This is a genomic window from Wolbachia endosymbiont of Armadillidium arcangelii (genome assembly GCF_040207875.1).
Taxonomy (GTDB): domain Bacteria; phylum Pseudomonadota; class Alphaproteobacteria; order Rickettsiales; family Anaplasmataceae; genus Wolbachia.
Genome location: NZ_CP157942.1, coordinates 778,005 through 793,430 on the forward strand (window position 1 = coordinate 778,005; position 15,426 = coordinate 793,430).

The following is a 15,426-nucleotide window of genomic DNA, read 5'->3' on the forward strand; positions in this document are numbered from 1 at the left end:
TTCTTTGAATTTTAATTTATGCTGTTAGGCCATGATTTACGTCCCTTGTTTTGTATTTGCTCTTTAGTCGCTGAGTTAATCACGTGAAAAATGACTGCAGGTATAGTACATCTGATGTAGCAAGGTTCTTGGTTAAAAAGTTTTACATCTATCAGTATTAGTGCTATACTAAAAATAGTATTGATCGGGGGATTAATATATTCGGTAGAGATCTAAGTGTGAACGTACATACTACCATTAGTAATGTTCTTGTTCTCCAATGTTTTAGGGATAGTGCTATGGAAAACAAGCTTGATAAATTTATATAATTTAATAAATTAAATATAGGGGGTATAAAATGTCTTATAATTTTCAAAACATTCCTCAGTCAGGATCAAGTGATAAATTACAACCTAAACCAGATGAGAATAATAGAGTAGTATTATTCCATGAAGGTGAGGGCAAGAATCAATCATTAGGTTGGTATACTGAAGAGCAAATAAAAAATAATCCTGATCTTCTATTTTTGTTTGGTGATAACGATGACGCAAAATATAGAACAGATAATCACAATCCAAGAGGTGGTGGACAAGCCGCAATTACAAGACCAGCTGCTGGACCGTATGATAGGTTGCCAAGCAACGGTGGGATAAATGGCAATGCAATAGGAATAACCACTACTTTCTATAATAGTGATAAGTATACTCTTAGCATAAATGAGTTTAAAGTTCTAATGGATAAGGAATTTGAACCTATTGAAACTTGGGTAAAAGAAGGTGGATGTGTTGTCATACCTTGTGATAACAAAGGAAAACATAGTTTAGGTACTGGAATAGCTGGATTAGAAAGAAAAATTCCTGGTGCTATAGATTATATACAATCTAAAGTAAAAGAGTTAGTAACATTAGGAAAACAGCCAACACAGAACTCTCAAGATAAAAATCTCGATACCTTAAAAGAGGAATTACACAACACCCTATCAAGAGAGCGTGAATCTTATAAGTCATGTGGAGGATTAAAAAATTACCTAGGTAAAGAAATTAATGATCAATCACACGCTACACTAAGAGAAGGTATCAATGATAAACCAGAAGAAATACTAACTCCACAAGAAAAATCTAAGCGTAATAACATACCTTTGTATAGCGCTTTAGGTGTTGGTGCAATTGTTGGTGTGGTAATAGCATACCTTGTAGGAGCAGCTGCTTTAATGCCACATAGTGTTGCTATTGCAGTGTTTATTGTGTCTGCTGCTGTTGGTACATTAGTAGGCTATGGCATTGGAAAATTTTGTGAAAAAATTGATGAAGAGAAGCAAAAAGATCCTGATATAAGTAGATTTACTGCTGTTAAGAATATATTTTTTGGTATATCTATCACTGAACATTCTAAATCAGGATTGAAGGTTTAATCCAAACTATTAAATGTATAAAAAAGTAGTATAGAAAAAAAGCTCTTTTCTGTACTACCCTATTATAACGCAAAATCAGCCATTTTAGTCTACTTTCACCACATCTATATATGAACTAATTTGTTGAGCTTCGTTGCAAAAATTTCACACCTTTGTTTTCACAACGCCGCTTTTGTTTAAATTGTTCTCGCAAATATGCGAACTTTTTCGCGTTAAAAAAGTAGTCAATAAATGAATTTTTTGTGATGCTAATTTTTAGTATTTTCTATATTAATCAAGCTAAAATGGTTAGTAATAACTTTATATGGGATATACAAAGAGGCATGCAAACTATAGTGCACCCATTTGTCTAGACCATTTTTTCAAAGTGATCCGATTTTTAAAATGAATATGTTGATAAATACGTCGACACACATTTAAAGTATTTATCAATATATTCATTTACTGTTTATGATAATAAAGATCAGCAGGAACTTTATAATGTAGAGTCTGATGTCGCCTTCTATAGTTATACCAAGCAACAAAATCATTTATTATAAGATTCAAATCTCTGATACTATTTGGTCTATAATAATATATAGCTTCTTGCTTTAAAGTTCTCCATAAGCGCTCAACAAATATATTGTCGAAGCAACGTCCTTTATGGTCCATACTGATTTTAATATTAGCACGCTCTAATTCCATAATAAAGTTGTAGCAAGTAAACTGTACCCCTTGATCACTATTAAAAATCTCAGGTTTACCTTGTTTTAGAGCTTCTTTGAGAGTATAAAGGCAAAATCCAGCATCGAGATATGGTGATAATGAATGAGCAATAATATAGCGACTATACAAGTCCATTATTGCTACAAAATAGACAAACTTACCTTCTACCATAATATATGTTATATCAGTAGCCCATACCTGATTAACTCTACAAATAATCAAATCTTTGAGTAAATAAGGATATATTTTATGCTTTTTTTCTTTAATACTTGTATTACATCTTTTTCTACAATACAGCCCACTAATCTTCATTTTTTTCATAATTCTTAAGATTTTTTTGTGATTGACTACTACCCCACTCGCTATGATTTCAGCAGTAATTTTACGATATCCATAACGGCAATCAGAAGCCAATTGAATCAAATTTGCTACTTCACTTTCGTTATTAATTATAGGCCTATAATATAAGCTAGATCTGCAAATCTCCAGTAAATCAGCCTGTTTCCTAATTGACAGATCAGAATCTTTTTCTATAAACCTTACTCTATCTTTTTTGCTTATTTCAGTAATTTTTTTTCAAATAACTATTTTCCACTGTCAATTCTCCTATTACTTTATGTAAACTTTCTATTTCTTGCGCTAAGATTCTTTGTTTTCTCGCACTTTCACTTTCTTCAACAAATAGGTCTTTTAACCTTGCCAATACTCTATCACGCCAATCATATAGATTTGTTGATGGTATTTTATATTCACTACATATCTCAGATGTGCTTTTTTGATTTTTTATTGCTTCCAAAGCTATCTTTGCTTTTAACTCTGGTTCATATTTTTTTGTTGCCATACTTTTACCCCTTTACCTTCCTACTCGGATTAACCATTTTTTTTGGTCTAGTTTATGGGGTGCATTGTAAACCTTGACTTTCTTATCAAGGTATGTAATAATTAAGTTGTATGATTACTTTAATAGGGAGGCATTATGACTTTAAAAATCAAACAGTGGAAAGGGATACTGAATGCAGTAAATTCAAGTGAGGGTGATATACTTAAACAGATAAAGGCGGAATTAAAGCAAGGTAAAAGTATATATCAAGAATGGGAAGATATTAACTTTAGTTTAAACTACCTATTTAGCGTATCGATTGATGATAAAAAAATTCAGAAATTAACATTATTGCATATAGCTGCCTTCAATGGCCATACAGAGGTAGTAACAACTCTATTAGAAAACAGGGCTATGATTGATAAGAAAGGCGCTGATGGAGAGACTCCTTTACATTTGGCTACTAGAAATGGCCATACAGAGGTAGTAACAACTCTATTAAACAAAGGGGCTAAGGTTGATGAGAAAAACGCTATTGAATGGACTCCTTTACATTTGGCTGCTCAAAATGGCTATACAGAGATAGTAAAGGCCCTCATAAAAAAAGAGGCTAAGGTTGATGAGAAAAGCTCTATTGGATGGACTCCTTTACATTTGGCTGCTGGAGATGGCCATAAAGAGGTAGTAACAACTCTATTAAACAACGGGGCTAAGGTTGATGAGAAAGGCTCTGGTGGATGGACTTCTTTACATTTGGCTGCTGGAAATGGCCATAAAGAGGTAGTAACAACTCTATTAAACAAAGGGGCTAAGGTTGATGAGAAAAAAGATCATGGATGGACTCCTTTACATTTGGCTACTCAAAATGGCCATACAGAGGTAGTAACAACTCTATTAAACAAAGGGGCTAAGGTTGATGAGAAAAAAGCTAATGAATGGACTCCTTTACATTTGGCTGCTCGAAATGGCTATACAGAGATAGTAAAGACCCTCATAGGAAAAGGGGCTAAGGTTGATGAGAAAGAAGCTAATGGATGGACTCCTTTACATTTGGCTGCCTTCAATGGCCATACAGAGGTAGTAACAACTCTATTAAACAACGGGGCTAAGGTTGATGAGAAAGGCGCTGATAGAGGGACTCTTTTACATTTGGCTGATGGCTATACAGAGATAGTAAAGGCCCTCATAGGAAAAGGGGCTAAGGTTGATGAGAAAGGCGCTATTGGATGGACTCCTTTACATTTGGTTACTAGAAATGGCCATGCAGAGGTAGTAACAACTCTATTAAACAACGGGGCTAAGGTTGATGAGAAAGAAGCTAATGGATGGACTCCTTTACATTTGGCTGCCTTCAATGGCCATACAGAGGTAGTAACAACTCTATTAAACAAAGGGGCTAAGGTTGATGAGAAAGGCGCTAGTGGATGGACTCCTTTACATTGGGCTGCTAGAAATGGCTATACAGAGATAGTAAAGACCCTCATAGGAAAAGGGGCTAAGGTTGATGAGAAAGAAGCTAATGGATGGACTCCTTTACATTTGGCTGCCTTCAATGACCATACAGAGGTAGTAACAACTCTATTAAACAACGGGGCTAATCTTTCAATAAAGGATAAAAACGGTATAACTCCAAGAGACCTACTTTTAGAAAAGGCAGTTAGCAAAGCAGTAAAAACTGGTAGTATTTGTGGTGCTATAGCTGCATTAGCAGTTGGTGGTGGACTTTTTGCTGCCGGTGTTGCATTACCAATGTTGGCTTTAATTGGTATAGCTGTAGCATCTGCATTAGTAATAGGAGTTACTGCTGGTGGCATTACATATTCAGTATTAAAGCCTCGTGATAAGCTAGATGAACCTGACTTAGGAGTAGCTAACCAACAAGTACCTAAAAAAGCTTACTAGCAAAAGCCCAAGCAGAAGATCTTTTACCTTCCTTTTGTATTTTTTCTTGGGAAAACTTTATTAAGTTAATAGCTTAAGATAATTTTTAAAAAGTTATTCCGATGCTTATGATTTTTAGAGTATAATGAGTTTTTCTTCTGCAGTATTATATGTCAGCTGAATAGGGGTCATTGGAAGCATTTGGTGTTTCTGTTGGAGCATTTTTTTGCTAGTTTTTCACATAGGTTGAATATATTAAGATTCTTATTATTTTCATTGATATATTTACATTAGTTGAGTGTCAGTTTCTATGTGTAATAGTTTAGCTTAATCCCTCCATAGCAGCTTCTTCTGCAATACTTTTAATTTTCTGGCACATCTGTTGCTTTTATAAATTAAGACCATAGAATTTCTCTAGTTGGTCACTCCACAGCATCGGTATTTCTCTCAAATCAACTAATTTCAAATCTCTTGGCTGTCTTCCATTTACTATGTCTTCTTTAATTTTTGGTGCTAAATAATTCAGCCTTAAAATTTGCTGTATTCGTCTTGCACCTATATTAATTTTGGCACTCAGTTCTTTTATATTTGCGTATTTTCCCTCCTCTAGCTGACGTTTCCATAGGTGAGCTCTTACCACTGCTTTCAGTAGCGCATTATTTGTTTTTCCTTCTGGTTCTACTACTGTGCATTTGTTTCCTTTCTTCTTTGTTGGTATAAATTTTTCCTCTGATTCAAAATGCACCTCTATTCCATCTTCTCTTACCATTACTCCCTTTATTAACTTTTTCACTACTTCTTTCTGCTTTCCAAAACTTAGATTTCTCCACTCTTCTTCCCATTTTTCATATAGCTGTTCAGCTTTCTTCATCACTTCTTTTTCCACTTCTCCAGCAATTATTGTTCTGTTCACTGATCCACAATCCTTCCCCCTTAAATGGTTATTGCACACATAATATCGGTACCTTTTATTTTCCTTTTTCGCATAGGTCAACGTCATATTTACATCACAGCTCTTGCACTTTATTATCCCCTTTAGTAGCGCTTCCTCATATTTTGCTTTTCTATATGGCTGATTCTTTATTAATTCTTGCGCTTTTTGCCATTTTTCTTCTTCTATTATTGCTTCATGTTTTCCCTCATATTGCTTCTCATAATGCTTGATTTTTCCCATATATATTGGATTTGTTATTATTCTCCTTACCGTCGCTTTTTTAAAGATATCTGATTTTGTTCGGTATCCTTCTCTGTTTAACTCTCTTGCCAACTCTGCCATTGACTTCAGCTCCAAATATCTTTCAAATATATGCTTTACTGTTTTTGCTTCTTTCTCATTTATTATTAATTCTTTATCTTTTACATCATATCCAAGCGGCAAAATTCCCCCCATCCATAGACCCTCTTCCTTCGATGTTGCTATTTTATTTTTTACCCTTTCTACGATCATTTCTCTTTCTAGTTGTGCTGCTCCTGACAATACCGTTTGTACAAATTTTCCCATTGGCGTATTATTGTCAAATATCTGCGTTACTGCTACAAAATTTACTCTATGTCTTCTAAAAAATGATGTTACTTCGATGCTGTCTTTTGTTTCTCTTGATAGTCTGTCTAGTGTGTACACTACTACACAATCTACCTCTCCTTTTTTTACATCTTCAAACAATTCCTTTATTGCTGGTCTTTCTAAGTTTTTTCCCGAGAAACCTCCATCGTCGTACCTTTTGGCCAATGCTACCCAGCCTTCTTTGCTCTTTATGTACTTCTCACATGCTACTCGTTGCGCATCTAAACTGTTAAACTTCTGCTCTAGACCGTCTTCATTTGACTTTCTCGTATATATTCCACATCTTATCCCTTTACACATTTTCCCTTCCCTTTTGATCACGCAAACCAAATAGGAGCGGCCCATTGTAACTCATTCCCATTATTTTTCCGGCTACTGCTGATAATGATGTGAAAAATTCTTCTCTGTAGATTAAACCCTTATCTGTTACCATTACTGCGTGAGTCTCTTCCCCTCTCTCTAATATTAGCTCTGTTCCCTCTACTGGCAGTTTATCGCTACTTATTCTTTTTCCCTTCTCTAGCCGATCTGCCAGATACTCTAGTCTTTTTGTCCCCTTTCTTGACATTTCTCCATACGCTTTTTCCTGCATTCTATAAGCTAATCTCGGTATCAGATATTTCTTTGAGTATCTAGGCGCTTCTTCCCCAAATACCTTCTTCCATATTTTTCTCAGTTCATCCAAAGGTTTTCTCTCTAAATTCATTACTTTCTTTTCTGTTTCTTTCTCCATATTTTTAGCCCTTCATAAATAACTTTTCAATTCTGTCTGTTTCTTTCTTTAATACCTCGGTTACTTCTTTACTATAATCCATTGCTGTCATTCCAAATTTATCTGCTTGCTCTATTTCTCCTCCAGCTTTCACTAGCTCCTCCACTATTTCTTTTTCACCTACCATGCACGCAAGGTGTAGAGGTATGCATTTATTTCCATATTCCTCAGCATTTACGTCTGCTCCTGATTTTATCAATTCCCTCACGATTTCTAGACGTTTTTCCGTTACCGCTAGGTGCAGTGCTGTATATCCTTCTACATCTTTAGCATTCACATTCGCTCCTTTTTCGACTAATAACTCCACTGTTTTTACCTCTACTGCATAATGTAGAGCTGTTCTTCCTTTTTCGTCTCTTGCATAAATATTTTTAAATGAGTTCTCTAATAGAGATTTCTCTTTCTTACCAAGCTTTATCATAATCTACCCCTACCTTTCTTTAAACCTAAGCCTTCCTTTTCACCACCTCATCTATCATCTCATTTACTTGGCTCATTATCTTGCTTGCTAAATTTTGACATTCCTCCTTTATTAGTGATTTGTCTCTTTTCCTTATTTCTCCTATCTCTATTATTTTTAGCTCCGGCATGTAGCTTCCATTCAACATGTCTGCTATTTCTCCCACTAGCCCCTCTATTCCATAGCAGGTCAGTTCTCTACTTTTTGTTATTCCACCTTTTTCTCTCAAAAATTTGCTTGCCTTTTCACTTTCTTTGCTATCACACAGAGAATACTTTTCACTTTCCCAGATATAGTACATTGGTGTTGCACCATATTTATTCAGTTGATTAACCTCAGCTCCTGCTTTTACTAGCTCCTTTATTATTTCAACTCCTGCTCCTCCCATCTTGCACGCAGAGTGGAGTGGCGTACATCCAGTGACATATTGAGTGGCATTTACTTCTGCTCCCGACCTTAGCAGTACTTTTACATTTTCTAAACTTTTTGCGAATACTGCACAGTGCAGAGGTGTATAACCATTTTTATCTCTTGCATTTACCTCTGCTCCTTTCTTTATTAAGAACCTCACTGTTTTGTAATTGGAGATTTCTACTGCTTGGTGTAATATCGTCTCTCCTTCTTCATTTCTTTTATTAATATCCTTACTTGATACTTCTTTACAAAACTTACTAAAAGATTCTCTCTTTTCTTTGCTAAACTTCATACTTACCTCACAAAATTAGCTTTTCTAGCGCCAGATAAATTTCTTATATTTACCTGCTGCTATTCAAGTCATGTCCTTTTTAGCATGAGAAAGCAAGTCTTTTTCTTTTTATTTCATACACTTTAACCTATTATTAATATAATATATGAGGGTCTAAATATAAGTACTTAACTTATTATAGATATTACTTGACTATTTTTCCAACTTCTGTGCAAATGTCGATGTTCGTGCCACTTCAGTACTCCTGGATAAAATACTAAAATGTGCTTTTCTAATTCGTGTATTGAGTCTTTTTGCTCTAAATCATTTTTATAGTAAACGTTGTGTTCTGCTAAAACATATTTTCTGACCTTCTGATCTGTATAATTTTCTACTTTATAGTTGTGAGTAACGCTAAACCTTTCTAAAATTGGCTTGTGTTTTAAACTCCAATGTTGCCCTGAAAGTTTATCGTTTCCCAATACAAATTTATTCCCTCTTTCCTCTATACTACCAACTGGAAAACATGTGTTTATTTCTCCTAAATTCCAACTATCCGATAATACTATCTGCGCTTTTGCAAATTTAATCGATGGTAATAAACTCTGTGGTAATGGATATAGTGCTTTTAAGTTGTACCACTGATGACTTCTTTCATAGATACCTTTGTAATCCTTTGTGTGAGGCTCTGTTTCTCCAAGTACTGCTACATCTAATCGATATATGTCATTACTAAATGCTTGCTCATAATGCTCTCTTAAATAGTTGTCTACAATCTCTACTAACGGACCTCTAGAACTGAAAAAATTTATTCTTCCAAACGATAACACTGGCCCATTTTTTTCAACTTTTATACCAGAGTAGTCTGATAACAAACTTCCAAATAAACTTTCATCTAAAATAAACCTATAAACGTTATAGTGATCATTGAAAATCCTCATTAGTCGAGATCTTGCTGGTAACGATAGTTTTGCAAGTTCTACTACTGCATCCACAAAAAAGTCATTTGGAACATCTTTTATTCCTATTTGCAACTCGAAAAAATGTTTACCAGGTGGTTCTTCGATAATTGTAATATCTTCTATATTTGCCCATTTTAGTGCTATTTTTAGTGATGCTGGAGTTCCTCTCAGTCTTTGAAATTTTACTCCTTCTACTATGGCTTTTCTTCTATCTTTTACCCAGCGCAGTATTTCTTCTAAACCATATTCTTCTATTATCCACGGCAATGTTTCTTCTTTAAGATTAAACTTAAATCCTTTGATACAGCTTGGATCAACCTTATAATCTATTGCATCAACCAGTGCTTGCTCTTGCTTTGTTGCGTTTGGCAGTAATAAACTTTTCATTTGTCTTTTCTTTCAAGTTGCTTTAATTTCCTTTATTTAGGTAGCTTATGAGTGAGCAAGAGATCATTGCAGAACTGATAAAAAACAAAAATATTCTCGGTATTAAAAATACTTTCTTTGATATTTGACTATATTGTTAATACCTTAAAAAATAAGTTGCAACAGCTAGGAGAAGGAGAGTCTTTTCGTCTGCATAACATTGGTCATTTTTATCCAGTAAACCTTAAACCACTTATTGCACGTAATCCTCTCACTGGCACAAAGCAAAAAAATACGTTTTAAATCCTATCTAACTTGACGTAGCTAAGCACCGCACACTCATTCCCCAGTACCACAACATCCTCTTTTGGTTCTATTAATTCTACATTCTCTACACCCTCTACAAATAGATTTGCTATTATCCAAGATCTTGTTACACTCCACCCTAATCTTTTTGCTAATTCAAATTTCTTAATAAACTGCTTCTTGATTTCTTCCTCTGATATTACAGGACTTATGCTCATTCTGCTGTGAATATCTATTTCCGTAATATTGCAACCAATTACTGTTACTGTATCGGTTAAAACCCTTATATCATCTCTAGTAACCTGCTTTTTTACAATTTCAAGTAGTTCTTCTGACACTATGCCAGTTGTGGATAATTGTGTTGATAAAATCGAGATCTGTACTTTTCCTGGTATAGGTGATTCTACTAACGCATCTTTTACTCTACTATCTGCTGACAGTGCATGATAACGATAATTTCCTCCTGTACTCCAGCCTTTTACTTTTGCTTTTACCCTCTTTCTAAATCGTTCATCATTTTCCTCTTTTTGTCTCTCTACTCCATAAAATTCAGCTAAATTATCAAGATCTTCTCCTACTGCAAATTTCAGTAAATTACCCTTTACAGCTTCGTTTATTCTTTCTCTGAGCAAAAGTTCTCGCCATGCTGCTACCTCCAGAATCTTTATCGCTGGGTCACTTTCAACTAATGCTGTAAAACTTGCGTCACGCTTCACCAATTCTTCCCTCATCCGAGACAGAATTTCTTCGAAGTTCAGTGGCTCAATAATGTTAGTCTGCTGCATCTTTATATTACAACCCCATCAAAGCGAATGTTTTTCCCACTTGGTACGTATAATCCTTCTAGGTCAAGCGTTACTTTTCCTTCTTTTACTTCTGTAATTTTTACTTTTTCTAACTTAAATCTCTTTTCCCATTTTTCCAAAGCTTCTGCAGTTGCTGCGTAAATTTCTAGTGTTAAATCTCTACTGATTGGTTTATCTACTAATTCAAATAGCCTAGACCCGTAATCTCTCCTCATTATTCTACTGTTAATAGGAGTGGTTAATATATCAATTATTGATTGTTTCAGATGTCCTATTCCTTCTAATTCCTTACCTGTTTCTTTATTCATTCCTTTCACTCTTAGCCTGCAAACGTACTATTGCTACCACTGATCACCTTGGAACCACAAGAAACCATATCACCAACTCTTCCCACTCCAAACCCATTGGCAAAAACTGTTTTTGATCCTTCAATTAATACTCTTCCTTCTGTAAAATTATCTCCTTTACGGCAAACTGGCTTACCATTGACAAAAACATTGTTACTGCCACTAATACAAAAATGCGGTATAGCTTCTCCGCACTGATTTCCTAGATGTACTATCTTCACCTTTTCCTCAATTTAGATTTATTCTTTTCGCTTTTAGGCTTATTTCGCTCTTTGTCATTTCTATACTCGATTCCCCAGCCTTCAGTGTTATTTTGTCTACTACTTCAATCTCTAAATGATGCTTCTCTTTATCATATGTAAACTTTGTCCCATCTTGAAATTTTACACTATTTATTTCTTTTTTATTTTCTAGTGCAGCGTACTTTTGTTGATATATTCCAGGAAGTACTACTCCTAAAGATAATTCTCCCAGCGGGGAAAGTATAACTACTTGCTCATCAATATCTGGCGGAGACCAATTTCTATCTTTTCCTGCTTTGCTTGTTATCCATGGCAACCAATCTGTTAAAAGTTCTCCTATCTTCACTCTTACTTTTGCTTTCTCATAATCTACTTCTTTTACAACTCCTATTCGTACAATGTTTGCTAACTTTCTTTGCAGCTCTGAAATAGCAAAATTACTCTCTAACATTTATTTCACCGATTTCTATTTTGTGTGGCATAAATTTTCCTTCTTTCCAAATAGATCGCCCTACGTGTATTGTATGCACCCATTCAACCATCCACACTAAATATGCATCGAGCTCTGGTCTAAAGTCATCTCCTCCTCCTGATATAAATTCTCCCGGTGAAACATTTTTCACGTTCCAAGTATTTTTATTTACTACTTTCGCAACCTCAGCAGCTAATGTTCTGACAATAAGAGGAGCATTTTCGATTGTTCTATCAACTACTATTCTAGCTTCAAATCTTGCTTTCAGAGCTAATTCTTCAGTTCCAGGATCTTTTCCCGATTCTAAACTCACAAGCTCTACAAATAACGCTGGCGCTAATAATTCTTTTCTTATCGATGGATAAATTTCACATGTCTGTATAGACGGTTGTAAGTTGGAAATATGATATAAAAGAAGCAAGAAGGAAGGTAGCTCTATAAAAAAATATAGTTATCAAAGGCTTGAGCGACCGTAAGACGGTAGTATTACACATACGTAGATATCAAGGTACTCAAGCCTATCCTTCGAGACGTTTGAATAGTTGTTTGGGACATACATATGCACCTGTTTACAATCTTAAATTTTAACTTAAACTCTCGAGGTTCTTTATGGTTATATCTTATCAAAATTTTATTGGCATTGATATCGGAAAACTTGAATTTGTCATTGCAGTGAATGAACAAAAAAGTGTTATCAAGTTTGACAATAGTTGTTCTGGCTGGAAACAATTTTACCAAAAATTTTCAAATATCTTACCCAATTCCATGATAATTTTAGAAGCTACAGGAGGCTATGAGCTTGGCTTATTGTATTTTCTTATTGACAGAAACATTGCTGTGCATCGTGCTAATACTCGTCAAGTTAAAAACTTCATTCTATCTCATGGAACTTTGGCAAAGACTGACAATCTGGATGCAAAAGCGCTTGCCCAATATGGTGTTGAGCGTTGTGGACGTCTGCAGCTATTTACACCTATCTCAAAAGAACAAACCACCTTATTTACACTTTGTCAGCGTCGTGATGATATTACGAAAATGCTTGTTCAAGAAAAAAATAGGCTTAAAACTCCTGGAAATGATTACATTAAGGAAAGTTGTCAACAAACTATTGAATTCCTCAATAATCAGGTAGAAAAGCTTGATCAAGCTATACAAAAAATAGTCAATGAAAACCCTGAACTGAACCGATACCAGAAGATTCTTGAAACAGTTCCTGGAATAGGTAGAAAAACCTCTCAATGTTTATTGTGCCTTATACCGGAACTTGGTTCCTTAAACAAAAGGCAAGTTGCAAGCCTTGCAGGTGTTGCACCTCATCCTAAGGAAAGTGGTAAAGCTATTGGTTACCGAAGGATTATAGGTGGAAGAAGTAACGTTCGTTCAAAGCTTTTCACAGCTGCTATGGCTGCTAGAAACTCCAAGTCAGAACTTGCTGCTTTTTATTGTAAGCTTATTGATAGTGGTAAAAGAAAGATGGTAGCACTCACTGCACTTATGCGTAAAATTATAGTCATCGCCAATGCCAGACTTAAAGAAGCAATTAATTTGCATGTTTAGAAATTTACATGGCAATAATTAAAATTAGTTAATGAATATGTGCGTCCACACACACACTAAACGCACATATTCATTGGCTTAAGCAAGGTAGTAGCTGTTTGATATAAAATTCTATTCTTATACGACAAAATGGGGTTTTATTGCCCATATGAAGTTGCAAAATTACACAAATAAAAAATTTTTAAACATAGTTGATATCTTTCTTGGAGAAATTTGTTATATTCAATTCAGTTGCTGACTCTCATTTTTTGTGACATATTTATCCTTAAGCGGTTAAATGGCTATTTTATAATGAATTTTGTCAGTAATCGCTATTTTTTTCCTGCTATGCAACAAAGCCCACTGGAATCCAGATTATTTACCTATGGTTAAGCCATAGGATGACAAAAGAGCAAACTTTACCTATGTGAGCCATAGACGCAAATTACAACAAACGCAGTAGCGTAATCTCCATCGTCACTTAGAGAAAGATGAATTATGTGGTCTTTGGAGATAAAATCCTTGCTAACGGTAAGATACGGCTTTCCTTTTACACCACTGTATATTTCTATATCTTTCATTATAATCCCCTGGCTGAATCCAGTGCCTAGAGCTTTAACAAAAGCTTCTTTTGCTGCAAAGCGTTTAGCAAAATACTTTGCTCGCATTTCGTGACTACTATACTTTCTACTTAGTCCTATTTCTTTTTTGGTATAGACTTTATTGAGAAATTTCCCCCCGTATTTTTGTAATATTCTCAATACCCTTGGTATATATACTATGTCAGTACCTATTCCATATATCATTTTGCACTAAAGCGATTTATTGCTTCTTCAACTTGTATTTCCTCTACCTCTCCAGTTGTTCTATTTTTTACTTCAACTGTATTTTCACTTACTACTTTTTTTCCAACAATTATTTGCCATGGCAAGCCTATCAGATCCATTTTAGCAAATTTTACTCCTGCACTTTCTTCCGTATCATCGTAAAGCACTTTATCGCTTTTCAAAGTTTTATATATCTTATCTGCAGCGTTTATACACTCTGCTACTTTCGTTTGTAAATTGATCAAACCAACTCTAAAAGGAGCTACTGACTCTGGCCAGATAATTCCTTTATCATCATGGAAAGCTTCTATTATCGCCCCAACAAGCCTTGAAACTCCAATACCATATGAACCCATATGCATATTGACATTTTTTCCACCCTGCACAGTAACTTTTGCATTCATTGATTTTGAGTACTTATCTCCAAAATAAAAAATATGTCCTATTTCAATACCCTTACTAACATTTAACCGTTCTTGCGGTATAGGACATATTTTAGGATCGTGCATATCGTCTGCAACTGCATATATACTCTTCAGACTTTCAATATCTTCGCTTTCTAGTAATTCAAAAAGTTTATTGTCATAATATAAGGTGCTCTCACCGGTGCTTGCCAATATATGAAATTCATGACTTAAATTTCCTCCAATTGGCCCAGTGTCCGCTTTCACTCCAATTGGAGTAAGGCCCATACGTTTGAAGATTTTTATGTAAGTTTTATACATCAAATTATATGAATTCAGTGCACCTTTGTAATCTACATCGAAGCTATACGCATCCTTCATCAAAAATTCCCTGCCTCTCATCACACCATAACGTGGCCTTACTTCATCACGGAATTTCCACTGAATTTGATATAAACAAAGTGGCAAATCTTTGTAACTTTTTACCGTATTTCTAATCAAATCAGTTGCTACCTCCTCATGCGTTGGACCAAAAAGCATATCGCTTTCATGCCTATCCTTAATACGCAGCATTTCTTTACCGTAATCATCATAACGGCCTGACTCTCGCCAAAGACTTGCCGGCTGCACACAAGGCATCAACACTTCAATTGCACCAATTTCATCTCTGATAATGTTTTCAATATTTTTAAGTACCAAAAGACCGAGTGGCAGCCAAGAATAAATGCCAGACGCTGTCTGCTTGATTAAGCCCGCACGTAACATATATTGATGAGAAGCAATTTCAGCACCAGCCGGGATCTCTTTCAAAGTTGGTAGGTAATATTTAGATAAGCGCATTTAATGAATCTGATTGCATTAAGCAATCTTAATACAATCAG

At 35.0% G+C, this 15,426-nt stretch carries 16 protein-coding genes; 3 read left to right on the plus strand and 13 right to left on the minus strand.

Features of this window, described 5'->3' with window-relative positions; translation table 11 throughout:
• Nucleotides 1-337: 337 nt before the first annotated feature.
• Nucleotides 338-1,390: a hypothetical protein gene (locus ABLO99_RS03875; RefSeq protein WP_349968356.1), complete on the plus strand. Its 1,053-nt coding sequence runs from the start codon at nucleotides 338-340 to the stop codon at nucleotides 1,388-1,390.
• Nucleotides 1,391-1,831: 441 nt separating this feature from the next.
• Here the strand turns inward: ABLO99_RS03875 and ABLO99_RS03880 are convergent.
• A protein-coding gene (locus ABLO99_RS03880; protein WP_349966994.1) for an IS3-like element ISWpi17 family transposase occupies nucleotides 1,832-2,936 on the minus strand; the annotation gives its coding sequence in 2 pieces (ribosomal slippage) (nucleotides 1,832-2,672 and nucleotides 2,671-2,936; 1,107 coding nt in all).
• Between the two features lie 135 nt (nucleotides 2,937-3,071).
• On the opposite strand from ABLO99_RS03880, the gene ABLO99_RS03885 reads away from it, so the two are divergent.
• Nucleotides 3,072-4,817 carry an ankyrin repeat domain-containing protein gene (locus tag ABLO99_RS03885; protein WP_349968357.1) on the plus strand — a complete coding sequence of 582 codons (1,746 nt, stop codon included), beginning with the start codon at nucleotides 3,072-3,074 and terminating at the stop codon, nucleotides 4,815-4,817.
• Between the two features lie 367 nt (nucleotides 4,818-5,184).
• On the opposite strand, the gene ABLO99_RS03890 is transcribed toward ABLO99_RS03885, so the two are convergent.
• The 10 genes from ABLO99_RS03890 to ABLO99_RS03940 form a co-directional block, all read right to left on the minus strand.
• Nucleotides 5,185-6,660 carry a recombinase family protein gene (locus tag ABLO99_RS03890; protein WP_349968360.1) on the minus strand — a complete coding sequence of 492 codons (1,476 nt, stop codon included), beginning with the start codon at nucleotides 6,658-6,660 and terminating at the stop codon, nucleotides 5,185-5,187.
• Nucleotides 6,653-7,093, minus strand: a complete 441-nt coding sequence (locus ABLO99_RS03895) for a DUF2924 domain-containing protein (RefSeq protein ID WP_349967049.1) — start codon at nucleotides 7,091-7,093, stop codon at nucleotides 6,653-6,655. Before ABLO99_RS03895 ends, ABLO99_RS03890 begins: the two co-directional genes overlap by 8 nt.
• 4 nt (nucleotides 7,094-7,097) lie before the next feature.
• Complete coding sequence (locus ABLO99_RS03900; protein WP_349967048.1) at nucleotides 7,098-7,553, minus strand: ankyrin repeat domain-containing protein; 456 nt, start codon at nucleotides 7,551-7,553, stop codon at nucleotides 7,098-7,100.
• A 25-nt stretch (nucleotides 7,554-7,578) separates the two neighbouring features.
• Complete coding sequence (locus tag ABLO99_RS03905; protein ID WP_349967046.1) at nucleotides 7,579-8,298, minus strand: ankyrin repeat domain-containing protein; 720 nt, start codon at nucleotides 8,296-8,298, stop codon at nucleotides 7,579-7,581.
• A gap of 167 nt (nucleotides 8,299-8,465) precedes the next feature.
• Complete coding sequence (locus ABLO99_RS03910) at nucleotides 8,466-9,626, minus strand: phage tail protein (RefSeq protein WP_349967044.1); 1,161 nt, start codon at nucleotides 9,624-9,626, stop codon at nucleotides 8,466-8,468.
• Between the two features lie 278 nt (nucleotides 9,627-9,904).
• On the minus strand, nucleotides 9,905-10,696 hold the full coding sequence (locus tag ABLO99_RS03920) for a baseplate J/gp47 family protein (protein ID WP_349967041.1): 792 nt from the start codon (nucleotides 10,694-10,696) through the stop codon (nucleotides 9,905-9,907).
• 2 nt (nucleotides 10,697-10,698) lie between these two features.
• A complete protein-coding gene (locus tag ABLO99_RS03925; protein WP_349967039.1) occupies nucleotides 10,699-11,034 on the minus strand; it encodes a GPW/gp25 family protein in 336 nt (111 codons plus the stop codon).
• Nucleotides 11,035-11,036: 2 nt separating this feature from the next.
• Nucleotides 11,037-11,285, minus strand: coding sequence for a PAAR domain-containing protein (locus tag ABLO99_RS03930; RefSeq protein WP_349967037.1), 249 nt, complete (start codon nucleotides 11,283-11,285; stop codon nucleotides 11,037-11,039).
• Nucleotides 11,286-11,292: 7 nt separating this feature from the next.
• Nucleotides 11,293-11,757 carry a phage baseplate assembly protein V gene (locus tag ABLO99_RS03935; RefSeq protein ID WP_349967036.1) on the minus strand — a complete coding sequence of 155 codons (465 nt, stop codon included), beginning with the start codon at nucleotides 11,755-11,757 and terminating at the stop codon, nucleotides 11,293-11,295.
• Nucleotides 11,744-12,217, minus strand: coding sequence for a hypothetical protein (locus ABLO99_RS03940; protein ID WP_349968462.1), 474 nt, complete (start codon nucleotides 12,215-12,217; stop codon nucleotides 11,744-11,746). Before ABLO99_RS03940 ends, ABLO99_RS03935 begins: the two co-directional genes overlap by 14 nt.
• Before the next feature lie 170 nt (nucleotides 12,218-12,387).
• Here ABLO99_RS03940 and ABLO99_RS03945 point away from each other — a divergent pair, with 170 nt between their 5' ends.
• The gene (locus ABLO99_RS03945; RefSeq protein WP_349967103.1) at nucleotides 12,388-13,335 is read left to right on the plus strand and encodes an IS110 family transposase; all 948 of its coding nucleotides are present in this window, start codon (nucleotides 12,388-12,390) and stop codon (nucleotides 13,333-13,335) included.
• Nucleotides 13,336-13,733: 398 nt separating this feature from the next.
• On the opposite strand, the gene ABLO99_RS03950 is transcribed toward ABLO99_RS03945, so the two are convergent.
• Together ABLO99_RS03950 and proS are read right to left on the minus strand one after the other, a co-directional pair.
• Entirely contained in the window at nucleotides 13,734-14,120 is a 387-nt protein-coding gene (locus ABLO99_RS03950) for a holo-[acyl-carrier-protein] synthase (protein ID WP_047758864.1), read from the minus strand.
• The gene (proS, locus tag ABLO99_RS03955) at nucleotides 14,117-15,385 is read right to left on the minus strand and encodes a proline--tRNA ligase (protein ID WP_349968363.1); all 1,269 of its coding nucleotides are present in this window, start codon (nucleotides 15,383-15,385) and stop codon (nucleotides 14,117-14,119) included. The genes ABLO99_RS03950 and proS overlap by 4 nt, the downstream gene beginning before the upstream one ends.
• Between the last annotated feature and the right edge of the window lie 41 nt (nucleotides 15,386-15,426).

Coding starts and splice junctions, on each gene's coding strand:
- ABLO99_RS03875 (WP_349968356.1), top strand. CDS start 338: ATGTCTTATAATTTTCAAAACATTCCTCAGTCAGGATCAAGTGATAAA.
- ABLO99_RS03885 (WP_349968357.1), top strand. CDS start 3,072: ATGACTTTAAAAATCAAACAGTGGAAAGGGATACTGAATGCAGTAAAT.
- ABLO99_RS03890 (WP_349968360.1), bottom strand. CDS start 6,660: ATGTGTAAAGGGATAAGATGTGGAATATATACGAGAAAGTCAAATGAA.
- ABLO99_RS03895 (WP_349967049.1), bottom strand. CDS start 7,093: ATGGAGAAAGAAACAGAAAAGAAAGTAATGAATTTAGAGAGAAAACCT.
- ABLO99_RS03900 (WP_349967048.1), bottom strand. CDS start 7,553: ATGATAAAGCTTGGTAAGAAAGAGAAATCTCTATTAGAGAACTCATTT.
- ABLO99_RS03905 (WP_349967046.1), bottom strand. CDS start 8,298: ATGAAGTTTAGCAAAGAAAAGAGAGAATCTTTTAGTAAGTTTTGTAAA.
- ABLO99_RS03910 (WP_349967044.1), bottom strand. CDS start 9,626: ATGAAAAGTTTATTACTGCCAAACGCAACAAAGCAAGAGCAAGCACTG.
- ABLO99_RS03920 (WP_349967041.1), bottom strand. CDS start 10,696: ATGCAGCAGACTAACATTATTGAGCCACTGAACTTCGAAGAAATTCTG.
- ABLO99_RS03935 (WP_349967036.1), bottom strand. CDS start 11,757: ATGTTAGAGAGTAATTTTGCTATTTCAGAGCTGCAAAGAAAGTTAGCA.
- ABLO99_RS03945 (WP_349967103.1), top strand. CDS start 12,388: ATGGTTATATCTTATCAAAATTTTATTGGCATTGATATCGGAAAACTT.
- ABLO99_RS03950 (WP_047758864.1), bottom strand. CDS start 14,120: ATGATATATGGAATAGGTACTGACATAGTATATATACCAAGGGTATTG.
- proS (WP_349968363.1), bottom strand. CDS start 15,385: ATGCGCTTATCTAAATATTACCTACCAACTTTGAAAGAGATCCCGGCT.